Origin of the sequence: Streptomyces diacarni, from assembly GCF_003323715.1 — a bacterium.
Classification (GTDB): Bacteria; Actinomycetota; Actinomycetes; order Streptomycetales; family Streptomycetaceae; genus Streptomyces; species Streptomyces diacarni.
Genome location: NZ_QOIN01000061.1, coordinates 42,812 through 65,928 on the forward strand (window position 1 = coordinate 42,812; position 23,117 = coordinate 65,928).

At 74.0% G+C, this 23,117-nt stretch carries 17 protein-coding genes; 8 read left to right on the forward strand and 9 right to left on the reverse strand.

What is annotated here, in order from left to right:
• Positions 1-111 precede the first annotated feature (111 nt).
• The 5 genes from DTL70_RS28795 to DTL70_RS28815 all read left to right on the forward strand — a co-directional run bounded on the left by DTL70_RS28795 (position 112) and on the right by DTL70_RS28815 (position 8,394).
• Positions 112-1,263 (forward strand): Gfo/Idh/MocA family protein, encoded by a 1,152-nt coding sequence (locus DTL70_RS28795; RefSeq protein WP_245979988.1) that lies wholly within the window; start codon positions 112-114, stop codon positions 1,261-1,263.
• Entirely contained in the window at positions 1,260-4,124 is a 2,865-nt protein-coding gene (locus tag DTL70_RS28800) for a glycosyltransferase (protein WP_114024941.1), read from the forward strand. Before DTL70_RS28795 ends, DTL70_RS28800 begins: the two co-directional genes overlap by 4 nt.
• A gap of 108 nt (positions 4,125-4,232) precedes the next feature.
• Positions 4,233-5,951: a glycosyltransferase family 4 protein gene (locus tag DTL70_RS28805; RefSeq protein WP_342776521.1), complete on the forward strand. Its 1,719-nt coding sequence runs from the start codon at positions 4,233-4,235 to the stop codon at positions 5,949-5,951.
• Between the two features lie 11 nt (positions 5,952-5,962).
• A complete protein-coding gene (locus DTL70_RS28810) occupies positions 5,963-7,297 on the forward strand; it encodes a nucleotide sugar dehydrogenase (protein ID WP_114024942.1) in 1,335 nt (444 codons plus the stop codon).
• Entirely contained in the window at positions 7,294-8,394 is a 1,101-nt protein-coding gene (locus tag DTL70_RS28815) for a glycosyltransferase family 2 protein (protein WP_245979940.1), read from the forward strand. The genes DTL70_RS28810 and DTL70_RS28815 overlap by 4 nt, the downstream gene beginning before the upstream one ends.
• Positions 8,395-8,434: 40 nt before the next feature.
• On the opposite strand, the gene DTL70_RS34555 is transcribed toward DTL70_RS28815, so the two are convergent.
• From DTL70_RS34555 to dprE1, 6 genes are all read right to left on the reverse strand, one after another.
• Positions 8,435-8,752, reverse strand: coding sequence for a type II toxin-antitoxin system PemK/MazF family toxin (locus DTL70_RS34555; protein WP_114024943.1), 318 nt, complete (start codon positions 8,750-8,752; stop codon positions 8,435-8,437).
• Complete coding sequence (locus tag DTL70_RS28825; RefSeq protein ID WP_114025035.1) at positions 8,752-8,964, reverse strand: type II toxin-antitoxin system CcdA family antitoxin; 213 nt, start codon at positions 8,962-8,964, stop codon at positions 8,752-8,754. The genes DTL70_RS34555 and DTL70_RS28825 overlap by 1 nt, the downstream gene beginning before the upstream one ends.
• Before the next feature lie 113 nt (positions 8,965-9,077).
• Positions 9,078-11,402 carry a bifunctional glycosyltransferase/CDP-glycerol:glycerophosphate glycerophosphotransferase gene (locus DTL70_RS28830; RefSeq protein ID WP_114024944.1) on the reverse strand — a complete coding sequence of 775 codons (2,325 nt, stop codon included), beginning with the start codon at positions 11,400-11,402 and terminating at the stop codon, positions 9,078-9,080.
• A complete protein-coding gene (locus tag DTL70_RS28835) occupies positions 11,297-13,771 on the reverse strand; it encodes a bifunctional glycosyltransferase/CDP-glycerol:glycerophosphate glycerophosphotransferase (RefSeq protein ID WP_114024945.1) in 2,475 nt (824 codons plus the stop codon). The genes DTL70_RS28830 and DTL70_RS28835 overlap by 106 nt, the downstream gene beginning before the upstream one ends.
• A 236-nt stretch (positions 13,772-14,007) precedes the next feature.
• Positions 14,008-14,781, reverse strand: a complete 774-nt coding sequence (dprE2, locus tag DTL70_RS28840; RefSeq protein WP_114024946.1) for a decaprenylphospho-beta-D-erythro-pentofuranosid-2-ulose 2-reductase — start codon at positions 14,779-14,781, stop codon at positions 14,008-14,010.
• Positions 14,782-14,845: 64 nt separating this feature from the next.
• Entirely contained in the window at positions 14,846-16,309 is a 1,464-nt protein-coding gene (gene dprE1, locus DTL70_RS28845; RefSeq protein ID WP_114024947.1) for a decaprenylphosphoryl-beta-D-ribose oxidase, read from the reverse strand.
• Between the two features lie 132 nt (positions 16,310-16,441).
• Here dprE1 and DTL70_RS28850 point away from each other — a divergent pair, with 132 nt between their 5' ends.
• From DTL70_RS28850 to DTL70_RS35205, 3 genes are read left to right on the forward strand one after another with little or no spacing between them, the layout of a single operon-like run.
• The gene (locus tag DTL70_RS28850; RefSeq protein WP_425470418.1) at positions 16,442-16,969 is read left to right on the forward strand and encodes a phosphatase PAP2 family protein; all 528 of its coding nucleotides are present in this window, start codon (positions 16,442-16,444) and stop codon (positions 16,967-16,969) included.
• Positions 16,962-18,020, forward strand: coding sequence for a decaprenyl-phosphate phosphoribosyltransferase (locus tag DTL70_RS28855; protein WP_114024949.1), 1,059 nt, complete (start codon positions 16,962-16,964; stop codon positions 18,018-18,020). The genes DTL70_RS28850 and DTL70_RS28855 overlap by 8 nt, the downstream gene beginning before the upstream one ends.
• 41 nt (positions 18,021-18,061) lie before the next feature.
• A complete protein-coding gene (locus DTL70_RS35205; RefSeq protein WP_114024950.1) occupies positions 18,062-18,901 on the forward strand; it encodes a GtrA family protein in 840 nt (279 codons plus the stop codon).
• 2 nt (positions 18,902-18,903) lie between these two features.
• Here the strand turns inward: DTL70_RS35205 and DTL70_RS28865 are convergent, their stop codons facing one another.
• From DTL70_RS28865 to DTL70_RS28875, 3 genes are all read right to left on the reverse strand, one after another.
• Positions 18,904-19,869 (reverse strand): carbohydrate ABC transporter permease, encoded by a 966-nt coding sequence (locus DTL70_RS28865; protein WP_114024951.1) that lies wholly within the window; start codon positions 19,867-19,869, stop codon positions 18,904-18,906.
• Positions 19,866-21,410: a carbohydrate ABC transporter permease gene (locus DTL70_RS28870; protein ID WP_114024952.1), complete on the reverse strand. Its 1,545-nt coding sequence runs from the start codon at positions 21,408-21,410 to the stop codon at positions 19,866-19,868. Before DTL70_RS28870 ends, DTL70_RS28865 begins: the two co-directional genes overlap by 4 nt.
• A gap of 137 nt (positions 21,411-21,547) precedes the next feature.
• The gene (locus DTL70_RS28875; RefSeq protein WP_114025036.1) at positions 21,548-22,897 is read right to left on the reverse strand and encodes an ABC transporter substrate-binding protein; all 1,350 of its coding nucleotides are present in this window, start codon (positions 22,895-22,897) and stop codon (positions 21,548-21,550) included.
• Positions 22,898-23,117 lie beyond the last annotated feature (220 nt).

Sequence of the window (23,117 nt, forward strand, 5' to 3'; positions counted from 1 at the left end):
CCGCCGGTGGAGGCGCCCGCACCCGCGGGTGCTCCGGTGGCGGCGGAGCGGGGCGCCGACGGGCGCCGCCGCCCCGGCACGCTGCGTGCCGGCCTCATCGGGCTGGGGGCGATGGGCCGCAACCACGCGCGGATTCTCTCGTCGCTGGAGGGCGTCGAGTTCGTGGGCGCCGTCGATCCCGCGGGCGATCCGCACGGCAGTCTGCGCGGGCTGCTCGGCGCGCACGGGGTACCGGTGCTGCCCGAGGTGGCCGATCTGCTGGCGTTGGGCGTCGACTACGCGGTGGTCGCCTGCCCGACCGGCCTGCACGAGGAGGTCGGCCTCCAACTGGCGGCGCACGGGGTGTGTGCGCTCATCGAGAAGCCGCTGGCCCACACGGCGCAGGCGGCCCACCGGCTCGTGCGCGCGTTCGAGGAGCGGGGGCTGGTCGCGGGTGTCGGTCACGTCGAGCGGTTCAACCCGGCGCTCCAGCAGCTGCGCTCCCGGCTGGAGGCCGGGGAGCTGGGGGAGGTCTTCCAGGTCGTCACCCGGCGCCAGGGCCCTTTCCCGCACCGCATCGCGGATGTCGGTGTGGTCAAGGATCTGGCCACCCACGACATCGACCTCACGAGCTGGATCACGGGAGCGGCGTACGCGTCGCTGTCGGCCCGTACGGTCTCCAAGAGCGGGCGGGAGCACGAGGACATGGTCGCGGTCGTCGGCTCCCTGGTGGACGGGACGATGGTCTCCCACCTGGTGAACTGGCTCAGTCCGCTCAAGGAGCGCTTCACGGCCGTCACGGGGGAGCGGGGGTGTTTCGTCGCGGACACCCTGACCGCCGATCTGACGTTCCACGCCAACGGCGCCGTCGCCACCGAGTGGGAGGCGCTGCGTGCCTTCCGCGGTGTGGCCGAGGGCGACACCGTGCGCTTCGCGTTCCCCAAGCGGGAGCCGCTGGCCGTCGAGCACGAGCGGTTCCGCGACGCGGTGCGGGCGGGGCAGGCGGCGGAGGGCTGCGGCATCGTCACCATACGGGAGGGCCTGCGGACGGTGGAGGTGTCGGCGGCCGTGCTGGAGTCGGCGCGCGGCACCAGCGACCTGGCCGTACCGCACGGTGCGGCGGACCCGAGCGGTGCGGGCGGCCCGGACGCCGGAACAGGCGCGGGCGGCGCCGGTCGGGAGGCGGCGGCCCCGGCGTTCCTCGCTCCGGAAGGGGACCCGTCCCCGGCAGGGCGCGGCGCGTCCGCCCACCGGAGCGCGCACGTCGCGGAGCACACGGCATGAGGCGGCCACGCGGGAGGATCCGCCGCCGCGCCACGCACACCGGCACCACCCCCGAGGCGCCCGGCGCGGCCGAGGCGCGCCTCGGCGAGGAGGCACCGGGATCCGGCGCGGGACCGGCGCCCGCACCGGCGGGCGCGGGCCCCGAGGACCAGGCGGCCGTCGATCCGGCGGCAGCCGGTGGCGGTACCGGGGGCGGCCGTCCCCGGGGCAGGCCGCGGCTCGCCGTCATCGTCGGCAACTCCATCGCCGGGGACTCGCGGGTGCAGAAGACCGCGATCGCCGCGGCGCGCGCGGGCTGGGACGTGACGCTGGTGGGCCGCAGCCCCTCCAAGCGGCGTGAGGAGTCCGTGCTCGGTCCTGTCCGGGTCGTCAAGGTGCCGGTGTCCGCGCACATGCGGGCCGTGGTCAGCGCCGAGCGGCGCCGCCCCCACCTGCGCGCCCACGTCACCCAGCTCGGGCTGCCGGACGACGGCGCCTGGGTGCGGGCCCGCTCCGCGCACGCGGCGTGGGTGCGCGAGCAGACGGCCCGCGTCGGCTGGCTGGCGGGATCCGCGCCGAAGCCCGCGTCGAGGCTTGCGTCGAGGCCGGGCGCCGCGGTGGCCAGGGAGGCGCTCAAGGGCTGGGTGCGGCTGCGCCGGTACGCGCACAAGGGGCGAGGGCGTGTCTACCAGTGGGAGCGCAGGATGGCCGCGGGCCCGCCGCGGCCGACCGGTGACTGGCGCCGGGACTGGCCCGAACTCCTCGACCTCGACCTGGCGTTCGGCCCCGTCATCGAGGAGCTCGCGCCCGACGTCGTGCACGCCAACGACATCACCATGATCGCCGTGGGCGCCCGCAGCGTCGCCCGGCTCCGCGCCCGCGGGCACCGCACCGCCTGGCTCTACGACGCCCACGAGTACGTACGCGGCGTCGAGTGGCCCGACGCGGTGCGCGCCTCCGCGTTCCCCGGCGTGGAGAAGGAGTTCATCTCCCGCGCGGACGCGGTGGTGACCGTCTCGGGCGAGCTGGCCGGCATTCTGCGCGAGGCGTACGGGCTGCGCCAGACGCCGCACGTGGTCGCCAACGCGCCGGTGCGCGAGGCCGTCAGCGCCCACACCGACGAGTGCGTCTCCGTCCGCGACGCCTGCGGGCTCGGGCCCGACGTGCCGCTGCTCGTTTACGCCGGGTGGATCGGGCCCGAGCGCGGCCTGGACACCGCCGTCGCGGGCCTGCCGGCGCTGCCGCACGCGCACCTCGCGCTCGTCGTGGGGCCCAAGCCGAACGCGACCCTCCAGGCGCTGCTGGCCCGCGCGGAGGAGCTGGGCGTGCGCGAGCGGGTGCACGTCGTCCCCTACGTGCCGCAGGAACAGGTGCCCGACTACCTCTCCTCCGCCGACCTGGGCCTGATCTGTTTCCGGCACGTGCCCAACTGCGAGATCTCCCTGCCCACCAAGGCCGCCGAGTACCTGCACGCCGGGCTGCCGCTGATCACCAGCGGGGTGCGTACGCTGCGCAACTTCGTGGAGCGCACCGGCGTCGGCGAGGTGTTCGTCACCGAGGACGTCCCCTCCTTCGCCACCGCCGTCCAGCGCGGCCTGTCCCGGCGCAGCACCCTGGTCGGCAAGATCACCGAACCGCTGCTGCGGGAACTGTCCTGGGAGCAGCAGTCGGCCGGGCTGCTCGCCCTCTACGAGCGGCTGGCGGGCTCCGAGGCGGCCGCCAGGCTCGCCCCCCGCAGCCTGTCGTGGTCGGTGTCCGAACAGCCGGGCCTCGGCGCCCCCGGTCGGCCGCGCCCGCTGGAGACCACCGGGCCCGACGGGGCGCCGCCCGGCTGGCGGGCGCTGGGCACCACGCCCGTACGGCTCGGCCTGGGCTGCGCCAACTCCGCCGGGCAGCTGGCCGGCTTCGCCCGGGCACTGTGCGAGCGGCGCCAGGACCTGTCAGCCGAGGTCGTGATGCACACCCACGACCAGAGCGTCATCTACCCGGCCGACATCTACGCGATCGGCGAGCGCACCGGCGACCTGGGCTTCCAACTGGACCGGGCCCGCCGCGTGCTCGGCTCCTACACCCACTACCTCGCCGACTCCTTCACCCCGGCCCTGGGCAGGCTCAACGGCGGCCACATCTGCGACGACCTGCCCTCGCTGTCCGCCGCCGGGATCAAGGTGGCGCTGCTGGCGCACGGCAGCGACGTCCGCGACCCCGAACGGCACATGAGCCGCTACGAGCACTCCCTCTTCCACGCGGCGGACGAGGCGATCCTGGCGGCCCTGGTGAAGAAGAGCGCCAGGAACCGGCGGCTGGCGGCGCGCAGCGGGCTGCCCCAGTTCGTGACCACCCCCGACCTGCTGGACGAGCTGCCGGGGTCCCGCTGGGCGCCCCTGGTGGTGGACGTAGACGGCTGGGCGAGCGAGCGGCCCGCCCTGGAACGCGCCAGGCCCGTGGTGGTGCACGCGCCCTCCAAGCGCTGGACCAAGGGCACCGAGCAGGTGGTCCCGGTCCTGGAGGAGCTGGACCGGCGCGGCCTGATCGAGTTCCGCATGGCCACGGGGGTGCCGTGGCTCCAGGTGCAGGAGCTGGTCAAGGAGGCGGACATCGTCGTGGACCAGTTCGCGGTCGGCACCTACGGCACCTTCGCCTGCGAGGGCATGGCGGCGGGCCGGCCCGTGATCGCCTTCCTGGACGAGCGGCTGCACCGCTCCGTCGGTATCCGCCCGCCCATCGTCAACGCCACCCCGGCCACGCTCCGCACCGCGGTCGAGTCCCTGGTCGAGGACCGCGACTCCGCCCGCCGTACGGCCCAGGAGTCGGTGGAGTACGTGCGCACCTACCACGACGGCGGCTACACCGCCGACGTACTGGACGGCTTCCTGCGCTGAGCAGCCGAGCGAGCCACTCGACAGCTGAGCCGCTGAGCCGCCGAGCTGCTGAGTCGTTGAGCCGCTGAGCACCCGGCCGGTCCTGGACGACAACCGAAAGGCGAGCCCGTGGAGTTCGACAGCCGCACCCCGCACGCGGGGCAGCACACCGGACGGCGGCGCGGCCGCGTCGTGATGCTGGTGTGCAACGGGGTGAAGGGGGACTCGCGGGTGCAGAAGGCGGCCCGCTCGGCCGCCGAGGCGGGCTGGGACGTCACGCTGCTGGGCCGCTCACCCGACGGGCGCCCCGCCTCCTGGCGCCTCGGCGAGGCCCGGGTGCGGCTGCTGCCCGTCCCCACCCCCCTGGCACACCCGCCGCGCGCCGGCCGCCGGCCGCTGCTGACCGGACCGCTGGCCTACCGTCCTGGCACCGCCGGCTACCGCGTCCAGCGCGCCAAGGCACGCCGCGACGAACTGCGCACCCGCCGCGCCGCCCTGGCGCTCGGACCCGCGACGCCCCTCGCCCGGGGCCGCCGCACCGCGCGGCTCGCCCTCCCGCGCCTCGCGGCCCGGCTGGCCCAGCATTGGACCGGACTCCGCCGGCGTCAGCTCGACCGCGGGCAGGCCAGGCGCGGCACGGGCACCCTCGCGGAACGGGCCGCCGTCGCGCTGTGGCAGCGCACCATGAAGGAACGGTGCTGGCGCAGACTGTGGCCGAGCCTCTACGACTTCGAGCTGGCGTACGGCAGGGCCGTCGACGAGTTGCGGCCCGAGATCGTCCACGCTCACGACTTCCGGATGCTCGGTGTCGGCGCCCGCGCCAAGATCCGCGCGGCGGCCCGGGGCGAGACGGTGAGACTGGTGTGGGACGCCCACGAGTTCCTGCCGGGCGTGCGGCCCTGGACCGACGACGTGCGCTGGCTGCCCGCCCACGTGGCGCACGAGAGGGAGTACGCGCCCTACGCGGACGCCGCCGTCACCGTCTCCGCCACCCTCGCCGGGCTGCTGCGCCGCACCCACCGCCTGGCCGAGGACCCGCACGTCGTCCTCAACGCGCCCGAGACGCCCGCCACCCGGCCCGTCGAGACCGGCGGGGTACCGGGGCTGCGCGCCCAGTGCGGCATCGGCCCCGACACGCCGCTGGTCGTCTACAGCGGCGCCGCCGCCCCGCAGCGCGGCCTGGACACCATGGTCGACGCGCTGCCGGGGCTGCCCGGCGTGCACACCGCGCTGGTCGTACCCAAGCCCGCCGCCGGATACCTGGGCCAGCTGCGCGCACGGGCAGCCCGGCTGGGGGTGGCCGAGCGGCTGCACGTGCTGCCGTACGTGGACTGCGACCAGGTCGTGGCCTTCCTCACCGAGGCGGACGCCGGGGCGATCCCGCTGCACCACTGGCCGAACCACGAGATCGCGCTGATCACCAAGTTCTTCGAGTACGCGCACGCCCGGCTGCCGCTGGTGGTCAGCGACGTGGAGACGATGGCCGCCACCACCCGGGCGGCCGGGGTCGGCGAGGTCTTCACCGCCGAGGACACCGACGGGTACGCCCGCGCGGTGCGCGCCGTCCTCGCCGACCCGGAACGCTACCGCGCCCCCTACGGGCGCCCCGGGCTGCTGGACGCGTGGACCTGGGAGGCACAGGCGCGCACCCTCGACGGGATCTACACCGGCCTGATGCGCCAGACCGCGCTGTCGCACGAGACCGCGCGCACGCAGCCGGAGCCCCGGCGTGGGCGCGCCCGGCGCGGACGGGAGGCCCGACGGGGCGGCCCCGCGGCCCGGCGCGGCCCGGCGGCCCGGCGCGAGCCGGCGGGCACGGAGCGGGCACCAAGCCCAACACAACGCTGAAGGAGACGGGAATGCGGATCTGTGTGGTGGCGCTCGGCAAGATCGGGCTGCCCCTGGCCGTGCAGTTCGCGGCGAAGGGGCACCGGGTGACCGGCGCGGACACCGACGCGCGCGTGGTCGAGCACGTCAACGCGGGCAAGGAGCCCTTCCCCGGCGAGGAGGGCCTGGCCGAACGGCTGGCCGAGGCGGTCGGCACGGGCACGCTGCGCGCCACCACGGACACCACGGAAGCCGTCGCCGAGGCGGAGGCCGTCGTCGTGGTCGTCCCCCTGTTCGTCGACGACCGGGGCACCCCCGACTTCCGCGCCATGGACGCCGCCACCCGTGCCGTGGCCGCCGGGCTGCGCCCCGGCGCCCTCGTCAGCTACGAGACCACCCTCCCGGTCGGCACCACCCGCGACCGCTGGGCGCCGCTGCTCCAGGAGGGCTCAGGGCTGCTGCCCGAGCGGGACTTCTCCCTCGTCTTCTCGCCCGAACGGGTCCTCACCGGGCGGGTCTTCGCCGACCTGCGCCGCTACCCGAAACTGGTCGGCGGCATCGGGCCCGCCTCCGCCAAGGACGGCGTGCGCTTCTACGAGTCCGTGCTCGACTTCGACCCGCGCACCGACCTCGCCCGCCCCAACGGGGTGTGGGACCTGGGCAGTGCCGAGGCCGCCGAGCTGGCCAAGCTGGCCGAGACCACCTACAGGGACGTCAACATCGCGCTGGCCAACCAGTTCGCCAGGTTCGCCGACCGGGCCGGTGTCGACGCCGAGGCCGTCATCGACGCCTGCAACACCCAGCCCTACAGCCACATCCACCGCCCCGGCATCGCCGTCGGCGGCCACTGCATCCCCGTCTACCCGCGCATGTACCTGTGGAACGATCCGGGCGCCGAGGTGGTCGACGCCGCCCGCAGGACCAACGAGGCCATGCCGGCCCACGCCGTCGACCTGCTCGCCGACGCCTACGGCGACCTGGAAGGGGCCGAGGTCGTCGTCCTCGGGGCCGCCTACCGCGGCGGGGTGAAGGAGACCGCGTTCTCCGGCGTCTTCCCCACCGTCACCGCGCTGCGCGCACGCGGGGCCCGCGCCTACGTCTCCGACCCGATGTTCGCGCCGCACGAACTGGCCGACATGGGACTGCGCCCGCACACGGGGCAGCCCGTCACCGCCGCCGTCGTCCAGGCCGACCACCCCGCCTACCGCACCCTGGCCGCCGACCACCTTCCGTCGGTCCGCGTCCTGGTGGACGGGCGGCGCGTCACCGACCCCGCGCTGTGGGCCGGGGTGCGGCGCGTGGTGATCGGCGACGGAGCCGGACGCGGGGGCAGACGCTCCGCGGGGCGCTCGGCGGTGCGCGCGTGAACACCGCGCCGGGCGCGGCGCACGCGGCCGGACAACCCGACGTCAGCGTCGTCGTCGCCGTCTACAACACGATGCCCTACCTCACCCGCTGCCTCGACTCGCTGGTCGGGCAGTCGATCGGGCAGCGGCGGATGCAGGTCGTCGCCGTCGACGACGGGTCCACCGACGGCAGCAGCGAGGAGATCCGGCGCTACGCCGACCTCCACCCCCAGCTGTTCACCACCGTGCGGCAACCCAACTCCGGCGGGCCCGCCGCGCCCAGCAACCGCGGCCTGGAGCTGGCCACCGGGCGCTACGTCTTCTTCCTCGGCGCCGACGACCACCTGGCGCCCGAGGCGCTGGAGCGCATGGTCACCATGGCCGACAACTGCCGCTCCGACGTACTGCTGTGCAAGATGGTGCCGATCGGTGAACGCACCGTACCCAGCGGCGTGTTCACCCGCACGGCCCCCGTCATCCGGCTGGTCGGCGACGGGCTGCCCTGGGCGCTGTCCAACACCAAACTGTTCCGGCGCGCCCTCATCGACGAGCACCGCATCCGCTACGACGAGACGATGCCCGCCTTCAGCGACCAGCCGTTCGTGCTGGAGGCGTGCGTCCGCGCGGCCCGCATCTCGGTACTGGCCGACCAGGCCCACTACTTCGCCGTACGCCGCGCCGACTCCGGCAACATCACCTACCACACGGGCCCCGAGACGCGCCTGCGCTGCGCCGAGCGCCTCTTCCAGGCGACCTGCCGCTTCCTGGGCCCGGGACCGCTGCGCGACGCCTTCCACAAACGCCACTTCCACGTCGAGGTCTGCCAGCTGTTCGGCCCCGACTTCCCCGAACTGCCCCCCGCCGTACGGGAAGCGGTGTGCACCGGCGCCGCCCGGCTCATCGGCACCTACGGCGACGGCGTCGTGGAGCGGCTCGACGCCCGACGCCGCCGCGTCCTGGAGCTGGCGTGGCGCGGCGACACCGACGCGGTCTGCGCCCACCTCGCACCCCGGGACCCCGCCCCCACCTCCGCGGTGCGCCTCTCCCCCCTGAGCCGCACGCCACTGGGCCGGTGGCTGAGAGCCCCGAGCACGGAACCCCCCGTGACCCGCCCCTGAGCAACCGGGAGGGGGCGCAGAACCTTCGTGCCGTGCGGACCTAGGTGAGATCCAGGGTGACGCGCAGGGCGGCCGAGATCCGGTCCATGGTCGCGGTATCGACGCTGCCGAGGAACTCGCCCTTGCCCAGGCGCTCGTCGGTGAGGGCTGTGAGGTCGACGGCGACGGCGGCGCCGCGCACCGGCCGGGTCATGGGGATGGTGACGACCGTGTCGGGGGCGCCCTCGGTCTCGTCGATCATCATGCACACGGCTGTGCCCGGCAGCGCTTCGAGTGCGGCGTCGGACTGGACGATGACCATCGCCCGGGGCCTGGTGGCCAACTGGATCCGCCAGACCTGGCCGCGGGCGAGAGGCATCACGCGACGTCCTCGCCGAAGAGGTCGGTGAGCTCCTCGGTGTCGCTGCGGGCCTGCTCGCGCCAGGCGCGCACGGCGGGGGCCGCGTCGCGCAGCTGCTGGGCCCTGAGCGCATGCTCGACATAGGCGGACAGATTGCCGCTGGAGGCGGCGCGGGCGTGATCGACCAGGTCGGCCGGCAGGCTGACCGTGGTCCGCATACGTGAGCTCATACGCGTGAGCATACTCTTGTATGCGTCCGGGCGACGTGCGCTCCGCCCAGCCGGTCGGCGGGGCGGCCGGCGCCGCGCCGAGCCGCCTGAGGTGGCGCCGGGCCCCGGTCGGTTCAGGGAGCCGGGGTCGGGGGCTGGTCGAGGTCGTCGGAGGCGGGCCAGGGGGTGGTGCCCAGGCCCCAGGTCGTCAGGTCGGGGTCGGGGGCGACGGCGGCTTCGGCCTCTTCGGGGCTGGGGGCGACGGGGCGTTCCGGCAGCGGAAGGAGCGCGGGGAGGGCCGCGGGGTCCTCGCCCAGCAGGGCCGACCTGACCACGCGTTCGGCGGCGCGGCCGTCGTCCCAGGGACAGAAACGCTCGCGGAACGCGGCCCGCAGGGCGCGGGCCTCGGGGCCGCGCCAGGTGCCGCTGCGCAGGACGGCGATCAGCTCCTCCTCGGTGCGGGTGACGGGCCCCGGGGTCTCGCCGGGGCGGCCGGAGAGCAGGTCGAAGTAGACGCCGCGCGCGTCGCGGTAGCTCTCCCAGTCGGGGGCGTGGATCACCAGGGGGCGGTCGAGGTTGGCGTAGTCGAACATCAGGGACGAGTAGTCGGTGATCAGTGCGTCGGCCGCCAGGCACAGGTCCTCCGTGGAGGGGTGCCGGGAGACGTCCCGCACCAGGCCGCGGGCGTGCAGTGCGCGCAGCACGCTGTTGCGCCCGTAGTAGTAGTGGGTGCGCACCAGCAGCACGTACTCCTCGCCGAGCCCGGCGCTGAGCCGCTCCAGGTCGAGGCGGGGCACGAAGCCCTTGCGGTAGTCGCGTGCGGTGGGCGCGTACAGCAGGGCGACGCGGCCGCGCGGGATGCCCAGGCGGGCGCGGATGCCGGCGACCTCCTCGGCGGTGGCGGTGGCGTAGCGGTCGTTGCGCGGGTAGCCGGCGGGCAGGTCCTCGTGTGCGCAGGGGTAGACGCGGTCCCACACCTCGGCCGAGTGCGGGTTGGAGGTGACGCTCACATCCCAGCGGTCGGCGCGGCTCAGCAGCTTGCGGAAGCTCATCTGGGCCGCGGCCGGGTAGGGCTGCTGGTCGAGGCCCATGGTTTTGAGCGGGGTCCCGTGGTGGGTCATCACGTGGACCTGGCCGGGGCGTTTGACCAGGTGGTCGGGGAAGTTGACGTTGTTGACGAAGTACTTCGCCCGCGCCAGCGTCCGCCAGTAGCGCGGGGATCCCGGCACGACGTGGTCGGCTGCCGGGGGCAGGGTGGCGACGGCGTCGGGTTTGACGATCCACACGTTCCTCAGATGCGGGGCCAGCTGCCTCGCCCGCTGTTCGACGGCCGCCGGGTTGCAGGCGGCGCCGCGGTACCAGTAGGCGGCGTAGACGGCCAGGTCGTCCTGGAGGGGGAGCCTGCGCTGGAGGGCGTAGTAGAGGCGGTGGTAGCGCCTGGCGAGCCGGCGGCGTGCCGCGCGGGCGCCCCGCCATGTGCGGCCCTTGGCGCGGCGCACGGTCTCGCGGGCCGCGAAGAGCGGGTAGGCGCCGTGGGCGAGCAGCCAGAAGTCGCGGGTGGCGCGGCGGGGCGGGGTGAAGCCGGGCGGCTGGTGGGTGCGGTAGTGCCGGGCCGCGTGGCGGAAGTAGGCGCGCCGGTCGGCGGGGCGCACGCGCTCCCTGCGGCGCAGGCAGAACACCAGGTGCGAGACCATCCGCTCGAACAGCAGCCGTCGGTGGGCGTCCAGGTGGGGCCTGCGGTCCAGGAAGGCGAACATCGAGGCGTACTGGGGGAATATGTCGAAGTGCCCGCGGCCGGGGGAGCGGGTGATGGCGCCGCGGTGCCGCTGCCGGTAGTCGACGCAGATGCGCGGCAGGCAGCCGATGGTGCGGGCGCACACCATCGCCTCGTTCGAGACGGGCGCGTCCTCGTAGAGTCCGGGTGCGAAGCTGAGCTCTTCCTCTTCGTAGAACGCGCGGCGGTAGGCCTTGTTCCAGGCGACGTGGAAGAGCGTGAGCAGGTCGGGGTTCTCGGCCGCCGAGAAGGTCTGGGTGCCGGTGGCGGCCAACTGCCTGCCGAACGAGCTGGGTTCCTGGCGGCCCCACCAGTAGGAGCGCTGGTGGTCGAAGACCAGCACGTCGGGGCCGCGGCAGGCGGTGAGCTGCGCGTCGATGGCCTCCAGCGCGCCGGGCAGGTAGCTGTCGTCGCTGTCGAGGAAGAGCAGGTACTCGCCCTCGGCAAGGGCGACGCCGGCGTTGCGGGCCCGTCCGAGGCCGACGTTCTCGCGCAGGTGCAGCACGCGTACGCGCGGGTCGCGCGCCTCGTACTCGTCGAGGATGCTGCCGCTGTGGTCGGGTGAGCGGTCGTCGACGGCTATGAGCTCCAGGTCGGTGAAGGACTGTTCGAGCACCGAGTCGAGGCACTCGCGCAGGTATCCCTGGACCTTGAACACCGGTACGACGACGCTGAAGCGGACCATGACCACCAGTCCTTCTCTGCGAGGGGGGCGGGAGAGCCGTGCGGGTTCTCGGGGACGGGGGCGCCGGAAGGGGGACCACCGGACGCGGGTGCGGGGGCGGGCGGGGAGGCGGGTGCGGGCGCGGGGCGGCGCTCGGTGAGCGGCACCAGGGGCGGATGCGCCGCGGGCACGGTGGCGGCGCGGGAGGATGCGGCACCGCCGGATCGCTCCGGGCCGTCCTCGCCCAGGAAGACGTGGCGGACGACGCGTTCGGCGGCGTGGCCGTCATCCCAGGGGCAGAAGCGCGCCCGGAAGGCGGCGCGCAGCTGCCGGGCGTGCTCGGTGGCGTGGGCGCCGGTGGCCAGCAGGTCGATCAGCTCGTCGTCGCCGCGGACCACGGGGCCCGGCGCCAGCGCTGTGATGTCGAAGTAGGTGCCGCGCGCGTCGCGGTAGGCCTCCCAGTCGGGGGCGTGGATGACCAGGGGCCGGTCGAGTACCGCGTAGTCGAACATCAGGGACGAGTAGTCGGTGACCAGCACGTCGGAGGCCAGGCACAGCTCTTCGACCGACGGGTGCCGGGTCACGTCGATCAGCCCGCCGGGCGGCTCGCACGGCAGCCGCTGTCCGGCGTGGAAGTAGTGGGCGCGCGCCAGCACCACGAAGGAGGGGCCGAGCGCGGCCGCCAGCCGCGCCACGTCCAGCCACGGCTGCCGCCCGCGCCGGTAGTCGCGGTGCGTGGGCGCGTACAGCACGGCCGTCGTGCCCTCCGGCACCCCGAGGCCGGCGCGCAGGCGTGCCACCTCGGCGGCGGTCGTCCGCTGGAAGCGGTCGTTGCGCGGGTAGCCGAACTCCAGCGTCGTGTACGACGACGGGTAGGCGCGCTCCCACACCCGGGTGGAGTGCGGGTTGGCGGAGAGGCTGAAGTCCCAGCGGTCGGTGTGGTCCAGCAGCCGCTCGAAGTCCATCCCGGCGGCGGCGGCCGGATACGGCATCAGGTCCAGGCCCATGTGTTTGAGCGGGGTGCCGTGATGGGTCTGCAGCACGGTCTGGCCCTCGCGTTTGACGAAGGTGTGCGGGAGGTTGACGTTGCTGACGAGGTGGCGGGCGCGGGCCAGCGCCCTCCAGTACGCGGCAGAGCCCGGCGTCAGGCGCCGCACACCGGGCGGAAGCGTGTGCGCGTACTCGGGGCCGCATATCCACGCCGTGCGGATGCCGGGCACCACCTCGCGGACCTTGGCCTCGATGGCCGCCGGATTGCACGCGTAGCCGCGGTTCCAGTACGCGGAGAAGACCGCGAGATCGCCCTCGATCGGGCGGCGGCGCTGGAGGACGTAGTACGCGCGCAAGAGCGCCTTGCGTGCTGTCGTGCGCAGCCGGCGGAGCAGTGCGGGGGCGGCGCGGCGGGCCCGGTCGGCGAGACAGAGCAGCCGCAGGAGGCGGTGCGACCCGCCGCGCACCAGCCGGCGGCGCAGCCGTGCGCGCACCGGCTGCCGGCCCTCGCGGTATCCGGGAGCGGGCCTGTACCTGCGGCAGTACTCTCGCGCCCGCTTCAAGAACTCGGCGCGGGCCGTGCGGGGCAGCCTGCCGGGGCTCCGGTGGATGACGGCGAAGTGGTCGGTCATCCGCCGGTGCAGCGCGGGCCGCCAGCGCGCCAGTTCGGGCCGCGTGTCCAGGAGGGCGAAGAGCCGGTCGTACTGCGCGAAGACGTCGAAGTGCCGGCGGGTCGTGGTCGTCAGGATGCTGCCGCCGCGCCGCTGCCGGTAGTGCACGCACACCCGGTCGAGCGTCGCGAGGGTGCGGGCGGTCAGCAGCGCGTGGAACGACCAGGGGGTGTCCTCGTACGTGCCGGGCGGGAAGGTGAGCTGTTCGCGGCAGAGGAAGTCCCGCCGGTAGGCCTTGCTCCAGGCGAACGCGGGGAGGCGCAGCAGTTCGGGCCGGTCCGCGAGGCTGCCGACGGCGGGGCCCGCGTGCGGCGAGAGCAGTTCGGGGTGGGCGGCGCGGGTGGGCCTGCCGTCCCAGTACACGGGGGCGTGGTCGAACACCAGAACGTCCGGCTCGCCGGTTGCCGACAGCCGCTCCGCGAGGGCGCGCAGCGTGCCCGCCACCATCGTGTCGTCGCTGTCGAGGTAGAGCACGTAGTCGCCGCGGGCCCGCGCGGTGCCGCTGTTGCGGGCGGGGCCGAGGCCGGCGTTCTGCGCCAGATGGATGACGCGCACGCGCGGGTCAGCGGCGCCGTAGGCGTCGAGGATCTCCCCGCAGGCGTCGGGCGAGTGGTCGTCGACGGCGATCAGTTCGAAGTCGCCGAAGCACTGGCCGAGCACGGAGTCGAGGCACTCGTGCAGATACGCCTGCACCTGGTGGACGGGGACGATCACACTGAATCGAGGCACGGCTGGTTCCCCGGTATCGACGTGACGGCTGGGACGGCTGTCGCGGGCGGCTGTGTCGGACGGACAGGCCAATAGTCCGATTTATCCCACACGATGCCGCGCGTCACATCCCGGAGCCGTTCCGGAGACGACCCGGAGCCGTTCCGGAGACGACCGCCGTACATCCCGCCGGGGCGCCGCCGGTTGTGCCGTTCGCCGTTGTCCCTCCCGCGTCCCTCGGCGCGGCCGCTCTCAGTTCACCCCGGCAGCCGCCGGAAGAGCGGTCGGGGCAGGTGGCGCAGCACGCTCATCACAGGGCCCAGCGCGGCCGGCACCCACACAGTGCGCGACCTGCGGCGCACCCCGTGCACGATGGCGTCGGCCACGGCGCCCGGCGTGGTGGCCAGCGGCGCGGGCGGCCTGCCCTCCGTCATCCGGGTGTGCACGAACCCCGGCCGCACCACCAGCACGTGCACCCCCGAACCGTGCAGCGCGTCCCCCAGCCCCTGCGTGAACGCGTCCAGCCCCGCCTTGCTGGAGCCGTAGATGAAGTTGGCGCGGCGCGCCCGCTCGCCCGCCACCGAGGAGAGCACCACCAGCGAGCCGTGGCCCTGCGCCCGCAGCGCGTTCGCGCACACCAGCCCGGCCGAGACCGCACCGGTGTAGTTCGTCCGGGTGACGTGCACGGCGGCCATCGGGTCGTGCTCGTCTGCCGTCTGGTCGCCCAGCACACCGAAGGCCACCAGCACCAGGTCGATGTCGCCCTCGGCGAAGACCTTCTCCAGCACCTCCTCGTGCGTCTCGGGCGCCAGCGCGTCGAACGGCACCGTACGGACCCCCACCTGGGCTCCGTGTGCCGCCGCCTCGTCGCGCAGCCCGGCCGCCGCGGCGTCCAGCCGCGGCCCTGGCCGCCCCGCGAGCCACACCGTGCGGGTGCGCCTGGCCAGGAAGCGGCGCACGGTGGCGAGCGCGATCTCGGACGTGCCGCCGAGAACGAGCACGGACTGCGGGGAACCGAAGGCGTCCTTCATGAGCTGCTCCTGGAGAGGTACGACGAGGGGGGAACGGGTACGCCGGGCGGGCGTCCGGGGGCGGTCACAGCGCCAGCCGCCGTGCGAGGTCCGAGGTGAAGACCCCGCGCGGATCCAGCCGGGCGCGCAGCGCGCGGAAGTCGTCGAGGCGCGGATACATCGCCCGCAGCAGTTCGGGCCGCATCCGCGCGTCCTTGGCCAGGTAGAGCCGGCCGCCCGCGACGGCGACCTCCTCGTCCAGCAGGTCGAGGAAGTCCCCGAGCCCCGGCAGCGAGGCCGGGATGTCCAGCGCCAGCGTCCACCCCCGGGCGGGAAAGGACAGCCAGCCCGGGTCCCCGGCGCCGAACCGTTTGAGCACGGCGAGGAACGAGGGGCACGAGCGGCGGGAGAGCAGCCGCACCACCCGGCGCAGCGCGTCGTCGGCGTCCTCGGGCACCACGCACTGCCACTGCACGAACCCCGCGCGGCCGTAGACCCGGTTCCAGTGCGGCAGCCCGTCCAGCGGATGGAAGAACGCGGACAGCCGCTGGAGTTCATCCGTCCGGCGGCGGGGCGCCTTGTGGTAGTAGAGCCGGTTGAACGCGCCGACCGTGGCCCCGCGCAGCAGCCCGCCCGGTACGGCGCGCGGCGCGGGCGGCAGCTGCCCGGGGCGGAAGGCCAGCGGCTCCCGCCGGGCCGCGCGCGCCGTCCGCCCCTTGCCCTCCAGAGCCGCAGCCGGCGCGTGGTCCCCGCGGGTGAGGACGGCGCGCCCGGCCGCCGTGCCGCGCGCCAGCAGGTCGATCCACGCCACCGAGTAGCGGTAGCGGTCGTCGGTCGCCGTCAGCGTCGCCAGCAGCGAATCCAGGTCGGGCAGGCGTTCGGTGTCCACGCTCATCAGCGAGGTCTCCACCGGCAGCAGGTCCACCGTGGCGCTCAGCACCAGCCCCGTCAGCCCCATGCCGCCCGCTGTCGCGTCGAACAGCTCGCTGCCCCGCGGCACCGTGCGCACCTCGCCGTCCGCCGTCAGCAGCTCCAGTCCCCGCACATGCCGGGTGAAGGAGCCGGAGACGTGGTGGTTCTTGCCGTGGATGTCCGCGCCGATCGCCCCGCCGACCGTCACGTACCGGGTTCCGGGCGTGACCGGCACGAACCAGCCCAGCGGCAGCAGCACCGTCATCAGCCGGTGCAGACTGACCCCCGCCTCGCAGGTCACCGTCCCGCCCACCGCGTCGATCGCCAGCACCCGGTCCAAAGCCGTGGTGTCCACCACGGTGCCGCCCGCGTTCTGCGCGGCGTCCCCGTACGCCCGCCCCAGCCCCCGCGCGATACTGCCGCGCGCCCCGCACGCACGCACCGCCGCCGCGGCCTGCGCACGAGTACCGGGCCGCAGCACGCGCGCTCCGGTGGGCGCGGTCCCGCCCCAGCCCGTCAACAGCCGGTGTGCGGAGCCGGCGGCCGCCTCCCGCTCGGTGGGGCGGCCGTGGCCGCCGTCCGCGGGGGGTGCGGTGGTCGCGTCGCGCCGGGGGGATCGCAAGTGCTGAGCGGACATGCACGCGACCGTAAGCGCCCGGAAAAGCCCGGAAGGGGAGGCTGCGCCGTCACTGTCGCTGAAAGGGTGAAAGGCGGAGTGTCGGATCGTATGGTCACCGCGTGGCGGCGCCGCGCGCGCGAGAGTCGGGGCGTGGCAGCGACAACGGCACGACGATGGAGCCGATGGGAACGGCGGTTGCTGTGCGCCCTGGGTGACTGCGCAGCCGACGCCCGGGTGGCGGGTGCGGCCCGGACCCTGTCCTGGTGCGGGGAACACGCCGCCGTCTGGCTCCTCGCCGGACTCGCCGGAGCCGCCACCGACCGTACGCGGCGGGAGCGCTGGCTCAGGGGCACGGGGCTCGTGGCCACCGCCCACCTGGCCAGCATGGGGCTCAAACGGGTCGTGCGCCGCCCGCGGCCCCGACTGGCGGGCCGCGCCCCGCTCGTACGGACCGCGGGACGCCACTCCTTCCCCAGCTCCCACGCCGCCTCCGCCGGCGCGGCGGCCCTCGCCCTCGGCGGGCTGCGCCACCGGCGGGCCTTCGGCGCGCTCGCCGCGCTGATGTGCCTCTCCCGGCTGGTCGCCGGCGTCCACTACCCCTCCGACGTGCTCGCCGGTGCGGCCCTCGGCGCGGCGACCGCACGGCTGGGCACCCGAAGGGAGCCCCGCCATGGCTGAACGCTTCACCCTGACCGGCAGCCGCGCAGGGGAACCGGCGCCGGTGGGGGAGCCGGCGCCGGTGGCGGAACCCGCCGAACCCCTCACGGCCGCCGCACGCCTCCAGTCCGAGCCCGAGCCCGTCGGCACCCACGCCCCGCCCCCGCCCGCCGTCGCCCGCCCCACCGGATTCGCCGGCACCCTCGCCGGCGGGCTGCTGCTGACCACCCGGCCCCGGCAGTGGGTCAAGAACCTCCTCGTCGTCGCCGCGCCCGCCGCCGCCGGACAACTCGCCTCCCTGCACACCGTCGCGCGGCTGGCGCTCGTCTTCGCCCTGTTCACCGCCGCCGCCTCGGCCGTCTACCTGCTCAACGACGCCCGCGACGCCGAGTCCGACCGCGCCCACCCCGACAAGTGCCGCCGCCCCGTCGCCGCCGGCACCGTCCCCACCCCGCTCGCCTACACCCTCGGCGCCGCCCTCGCCCTCACCACGACCACGCTGGCCGCCCTGCTGTGCAACGCCGCGACCGCCGCGCTGCTCGCCGGCTACGTCCTCATGCAGATCGCCTACTGCCTGCTGCTCAAACGCATCCTGGTGGTCGACCTCGCCGTGGTGACCGCCGGGTTCGTCATGCGCGCCATGGCCGGCGGACTCGCCCTCGACATCCCGCTCTCCCGCTGGTTCCTGCTCACCGCCGGATTCGGCGCCCTGTTCATGGTCGCGGCCAAGCGCTACTCCGAGGCCGTCCTCATGGGCGAGGGCGAGGGCGACACCCGCGCCCTCCTGCGCGTCTACTCGGTCGGCTACCTGCGCTTCGTGTGGCAACTCGCCGCCGGCGTCGCCGTCCTGGCCTACTGCCTGTGGGCCCTGGAGGCCGACGGCGGCCAAGAGGGCTCACTGTGGCGGCAGCTGTCCATGGTGCCGCTGATCCTCGCCGTCCTGCGCTACGCCGTCTTCGCCGACCGCGGCCACGCAGGCTCCCCCGAAGACGTCCTCCTGCGCGACCGCCCCCTCGCCGTCACCGCACTGACCTGGGCCCTCCTGTACGGGCTGTCCGTCGCGGGCCTGTGACCCCCATGGGTGCCGGCGTGGGTCCTGGCGTGCGTCCTGGCATGAAGGGGGCGCGCGCCGTGTGGGGCCGGGTCCCCGCGCGCGCCCGTGCGCTGTGCGCGGAGGTCGCGGGGTTCGCCGTCGTCGGGGTGTTCGCGTTCGCCGCCGACCTCGGTACGTTCCTGTGGCTGCGCGGACCCGCGGGGCTCGACCCGATGGGCGCGAAGGCCCTCTCGTTCGCCGCGGGCGTCGCCGTCGCGTACACCGGCAACGCGCTGGGCCCCTACCGGCTGCGGGGGCGCCGGGTGGCCGGCCGCTGGCGCAGGTTCAGCGTGTTCGCGCTGGTCAACACGGCGGGCGGCGCCGTCCAGTTGGGGTGCCTCGGCGTGTCCAGGTACGGGCTCGGACTGACGTCCACACTGGCGGACGTGGTGTCGGGCGCGGGCGTCGGCCTCGTGCTGGGCACGGCGGTGCGTTTCTGGGGGACACGCACCCTGGTGTTCTCCACCGCACCCACGGGGCCCGCGCGGGCGGCGGGGCCCGCACGGGCGGCCGGCTCAGCGCCGCTGCCCGAGTCGGAGACCGCTCCCGGGCCCGCGTCCGGGCCCGCTTCCGATCCCACGTCCGAGGCTGCTCCAGGGGCGATGTCCGGGCCCACGTCCGAGGTCGCTTCCGGGCCGGCGTCCGAGGCTGCCCCCGGGCCCACGACCGAACCCGCCCCCGGTGCCGCCTCCGGGCCCACGACCGAACCCGCCCCCGGTGCCGCCTCCGGGCCCACGGCCGGGCCCGCTCCCGGCTCGGCGTCGGGGGACGCCTCCGGGCCGGCGGCCGGTCCCGCTCCCGGATCGGCGTCCGGGGTCGGGCCCGAGCCCGCCTCCCGGAGGGGCGGGCGGGGGCGGTGACGTTACTTCACGGCGCCGGCCATGACGCCGGAGACGAACTGGCGCTGGAAGGCGAAGAAGACGGCCAGCGGGATCAGCATGGAGATGAAGGCGCCGGGCGCCAGGACGTCGATGTTGTTGCCGAACTGGCGCATCTGCTGCTGGAGGGCGACGGTGATCGGCGGATTCGTGGAGTCCGCGAAGATCAGTGCGACGAGCATGTCGTTCCACACCCACAGGAACTGGAAGATGCCGAGCGAGGCGATGGCGGGTCCGCCCAGCGGCATGACCACCCGGGTGAACAGGCGCAGTTCTCCGGCTCCGTCCAGCCGTGCGGCCTCCAGCAGTTCGCGGGGGATCTCGGCGAAGAAGTTGCGCAGCAGGAAGATGGCGAAGGGCAGGCCGAAGGCGGTGTGGAAGAGGACGACTCCGGTCGTGGTCTCGAAGATGCCGAGCGTGTTGAACAGCTTGGCGACGGGCACGAGTGCCACCTGCACCGGTACCACCAGCAGCCCCACGACGAGCAGGAACCACCAGTCGCGTCCGGGGAAGTCCATCCAGGCGAACGCGTATCCGGCCAGGGCGCCGATCACCACGACCAGTACGGTCGCCGGGACGGTGATGAGCACGGTGGTCCACAGGGATTCCATCACCTGTTCGTTGGCGAACAGGGCGTCGTAGTTGGACCACGTCAGCTGGTCGGTGTTGAGGATCCAGGGGAAGCTGCCGTTCAGGTCGAAGATGTTCCACCATCCGGAGATGGAGATGTCCGCCGGGTCGCGCAGCGACGAGCTGAGCAGCCCGGCTGTCGGCAGCAGCCAGAACAGTCCGATGACGACGAGGGCGAAGCGCACCGCCCAGTGGCCGGTCAGCGCGGCCACCCGTTGGGCCGGCGTGGTCCGGGGGCGTGCGGCCTCCTGCGCGGGAGCCGAGGGGCCCGAGGGGGTGCCCGGGGCGCCCGCGGCGCCGTCGGTGGTCAGCGTGGTCATCGGCGGGACTCCCTGCGCAGACGACGGATGTTGAGGATCATGACGGGCACGACGAGCAGCAGCAGGATCACCGCGATCGCGCTGCCCGCTCCCTGGTCGGGCTTGCCGCCGAAGGACTTGAGATACAGCTGGAGCGCGAGGACGTTGGCCTCCCGCTGGGTGGCGCCGGGCGAGATGATGTAGACGAGGTCGAAGATCTTCAACACGTTGATCATCAGGGTGACGGTGACGACGCCGAGCACCGGCGCCAGCAGCGGCACGGTGATCTTGTGGAAGACCTTCCACTCGCTCGCGCCGTCGACCCTGGCCTGCTCCAGCAGTTCGCGCGGTACCCCGGCCAGGCCCGCGGCGATGAGCACCATCGCGAAGCCCGCCCACATCCACACGTAGCTGCCGATGATGGCGGGGGTCACCAGCGTGGGGCCGAGCCAGTCGACGCCGTTGTAGGGCTGGGCGAAGTTTCCGGCGGGCAGCCGCAGGGTGGCGCCGTCGGCGGAGGCCGGGAGGGTGAAGGTGCCGTCCTCGGCGGTGGTGGCCTTCGCCACTGTCCGACCGTCCTTGACGGCTTCGACCTCGATGCCCGCGAGTGCCTTCTCCTGCTGGTCGATGACGCCGTGTTCGCTGCGGCCGCCCTTGACGAAGTCCAGCCACACGGTGCCGGTGACCTTCCCGCCCTCGGCCTTGGCCGCCTTCTTCGCGGGCGCCGCGCCGCTTGCCTCCTTCGGCGGGATGCCGACCAGGGGCAGGGAGACCGGGCTCGCCGCGTCGACGGTCTCGCGGGTGAGGTACGCGCCGCCCTCGGCGGCCTTCAGCGGGGCGTCGGTGCGGGGCCGGGCCTCGGGCCAGGGCGCGGTGTCGGCGAACGTGTCGTGCACGGTGGTCCACATGGCGTTGGCGATGCCGCGGTCGGGGTCCTGCTCGTAGACGAGCCGGAAGATGATGCCCGAGGCGAGCATGGAGATGGCCATCGGCATGAAGACCAGCAGCTTGAACGCCGTGCCCCAGCGCACCCGTTCGGTGAGTACGGCGAAGATCAGGCCGAGTGCGGTGCAGACGGCCGGGGCGACGATGACCCAGACCAGGTTGTTGCGGAACGCGATCAGCGTGCCGTCGTCGGTGAAGATCTCCGCGAAGTTGTCCAGGCCCACGAACGACGAGCCGTCGGCGTCCATGAAGCTGCGGTAGACCGAGTAGCCGATCGGGTAGACGACCAGCGCGCCCAGTACCACCAGCGCGGGCAGCAGGAAGAGTGCGGCGGTCAAGGGGCGTCGGCGCAGCGCCGCGGCCCCCGCGGCGACCTTTCCGGCCCGTGGCCCCGCGCCCTGGCCGGACCCCGCGCCCTTGCCGGTGCCGGCTGCTGTGCCGGCTGCTGAGCCGGTTTCGGTGCCGGCTTCGGTGTCGGTTTCGGTGCCGGGCGGTGCCGCCGGGTCGGTGTGTGAGGACGTGCTGGTCGCTGCGCCGGTGACCGGCGCGTCGGGGGCACCGGTGTCCTCCGGTATGCCTCCGGTCGCGCCACTCGATGGATTGCTCGGGGTCGGCATGACGGTGGTCTCCCCTGTCCTGGTCCGTCAGTGAGGCGTGGAGATCGCGGAAGCCGTACGGCGGGCGCCGCGGCACGTGCGGAGCGTGCGGCGCGCGGAGTCGGTACGGGTCGCGGCGGGTGTGGTCACGGCGCGGTTCACTCCTCGTACGCCTTGGCGGCGGCCTTCTCCAGTGCGCGCTGGGTGCCCTTGATGTCCTTCGGGTTCGCCAGGAAGTCCTGGAGGGCCTTCCACTCGCCCTCGCCCTTGGTCCCGCCGAAGGAGGCGGGGGCCTGGTCGGACATGTCGAAGCGGAAGTCGTCGCCCGCGCCGATGAGCGCCTTGGCGATCTCCCGCTGCGGCTGGTTCGGGTAGGCCGACAGGTCCAGCTCCTTGTTGGGGGAGATGAAACCGCCCTCGGCCGCCCAGATGCCCGCAGCGTCCTTGGAGGCCAGGAACGTGGCCAGCGCCTGCGCCCCCTTGCTGTCCTTGAGTACGGCCGCCGCGTCGCCTCCGGTCACCACCGGAGGCTGGGCGCCGACCTTCGGGAAGGGGTAGACCTGTGCGTCCTCGCCGATGCGGGCCTTCGTGTCGGTCGCGATGTTGACGCCCACGAAGTCCGCCTCGAAGACGAGCGCGGCCTGGGGCGAGGCCAGGTTCCCGTACGGCTTGGAGACCGAGTCGGGGAAGGCCGTTTGCAGCGCGCCCTTGTTGCCGCCCGCCAGCAGGTGGCTCTCGCCCCACAGCTGGGCCAGCGTCTTGAGCGCCTTGGTGACCGAGGGGTCCGTCCACTCGATGTCGTGCGAGGCGAGCTTGTCGTACTTCTCGGGGCCCGCCTGGGAGAGGTAGATGTTCTCGAACCAGTCGGTGAGCACCCAGCCGTCGGCGCCGCCGATCGCCACCGGGTCGACACCGGAGTCGGAGAGGGTCTGCGCGTCCTGGACGAAGGCGTCCCAGTCCTCGGCCTCACCCACCCCCGCGTCCGCGAACGCCTGGGCGTTGTACCAGATCAGGGACTTGTTGGCGGCCTTGTAGTAGATGCCGTACTGCTTGCCGTCGACGCTGCCGAGGTCGCGCCAGCCCTTGCTGAAGTTCTTCTCCGACTCGGCCAGCGCCTCCTTGCCCAGCGGTTTGAGCCAGCCCTTCTCGGCGAACTGCCGCAAGACGCCCACCTGCGGCATCATCGCCACGTCCGGCGGGGCGCCACCCTCGATCTTGGAGCCGATGTAGGTGGCCACGTTGTCGCCGGTGGGGACGAACTCCACCGTCGCGCCTGTGCGCTTTTCGAACTCGTCCAGCACCTTGCGGAAGTTCTCCTGTTCCGCACCGGTCCACACGGCCGCCACTTGGAGCTTCTTGCCGTGGAGATCGGGAAGGTCGACGGTCGGTTCGTGCGAGGCCGCCCACGCGCTTCCCTCGTCCTCCTTGGCACAGCCCGCGGCGGCGAGTGTGAGGGCGATGACGGAGGCGAGTGCGAGAGCCGTGCGTGGAGCACGCGAGTGACGCATGTTCAGGCCGTCCCTTTCCCCCATGTATCCCGTCCCGTGTCGGCCGAACGGGAAACGAGCAGGGCGCGGCCAGCCGTGGCGGGTACCGCGCCGTACCTTTCTGTGCGGAAGTTTGTACGCCCGGATGAGTACCCGTGGCAACACTGTGCGGACCCCCGCCGGTATCTTGATCAGTCCGTGACCTGCCGCCCCGCAACAACGCGCCGCCCTCTGCGAACTC

Excerpts from the sequence above, each read along its gene's own strand:
- DTL70_RS28810 (WP_114024942.1), top strand. The coding sequence starts at position 5,963 with ATGCGGATCTGTGTGGTGGCGCTCGGCAAGATCGGGCTGCCCCTGGCC.
- dprE2 (WP_114024946.1), bottom strand. The coding sequence starts at position 14,781 with ATGAAGGACGCCTTCGGTTCCCCGCAGTCCGTGCTCGTTCTCGGCGGC.
- dprE1 (WP_114024947.1), bottom strand. The coding sequence starts at position 16,309 with ATGTCCGCTCAGCACTTGCGATCCCCCCGGCGCGACGCGACCACCGCA.
- DTL70_RS28870 (WP_114024952.1), bottom strand. The coding sequence starts at position 21,410 with ATGCCGACCCCGAGCAATCCATCGAGTGGCGCGACCGGAGGCATACCG.
- DTL70_RS28795 (WP_245979988.1), top strand. The coding sequence starts at position 112 with ATGGGCCGCAACCACGCGCGGATTCTCTCGTCGCTGGAGGGCGTCGAG.
- DTL70_RS28875 (WP_114025036.1), bottom strand. The coding sequence starts at position 22,897 with ATGCGTCACTCGCGTGCTCCACGCACGGCTCTCGCACTCGCCTCCGTC.
- DTL70_RS28800 (WP_114024941.1), top strand. The coding sequence starts at position 1,260 with ATGAGGCGGCCACGCGGGAGGATCCGCCGCCGCGCCACGCACACCGGC.
- DTL70_RS28855 (WP_114024949.1), top strand. The coding sequence starts at position 16,962 with ATGGCTGAACGCTTCACCCTGACCGGCAGCCGCGCAGGGGAACCGGCG.
- DTL70_RS34555 (WP_114024943.1), bottom strand. The coding sequence starts at position 8,752 with ATGCCTCTCGCCCGCGGCCAGGTCTGGCGGATCCAGTTGGCCACCAGG.
- DTL70_RS28865 (WP_114024951.1), bottom strand. The coding sequence starts at position 19,869 with ATGACCACGCTGACCACCGACGGCGCCGCGGGCGCCCCGGGCACCCCC.
- DTL70_RS28825 (WP_114025035.1), bottom strand. The coding sequence starts at position 8,964 with ATGAGCTCACGTATGCGGACCACGGTCAGCCTGCCGGCCGACCTGGTC.
- DTL70_RS35205 (WP_114024950.1), top strand. The coding sequence starts at position 18,062 with ATGAAGGGGGCGCGCGCCGTGTGGGGCCGGGTCCCCGCGCGCGCCCGT.
- DTL70_RS28830 (WP_114024944.1), bottom strand. The coding sequence starts at position 11,402 with ATGGTCCGCTTCAGCGTCGTCGTACCGGTGTTCAAGGTCCAGGGATAC.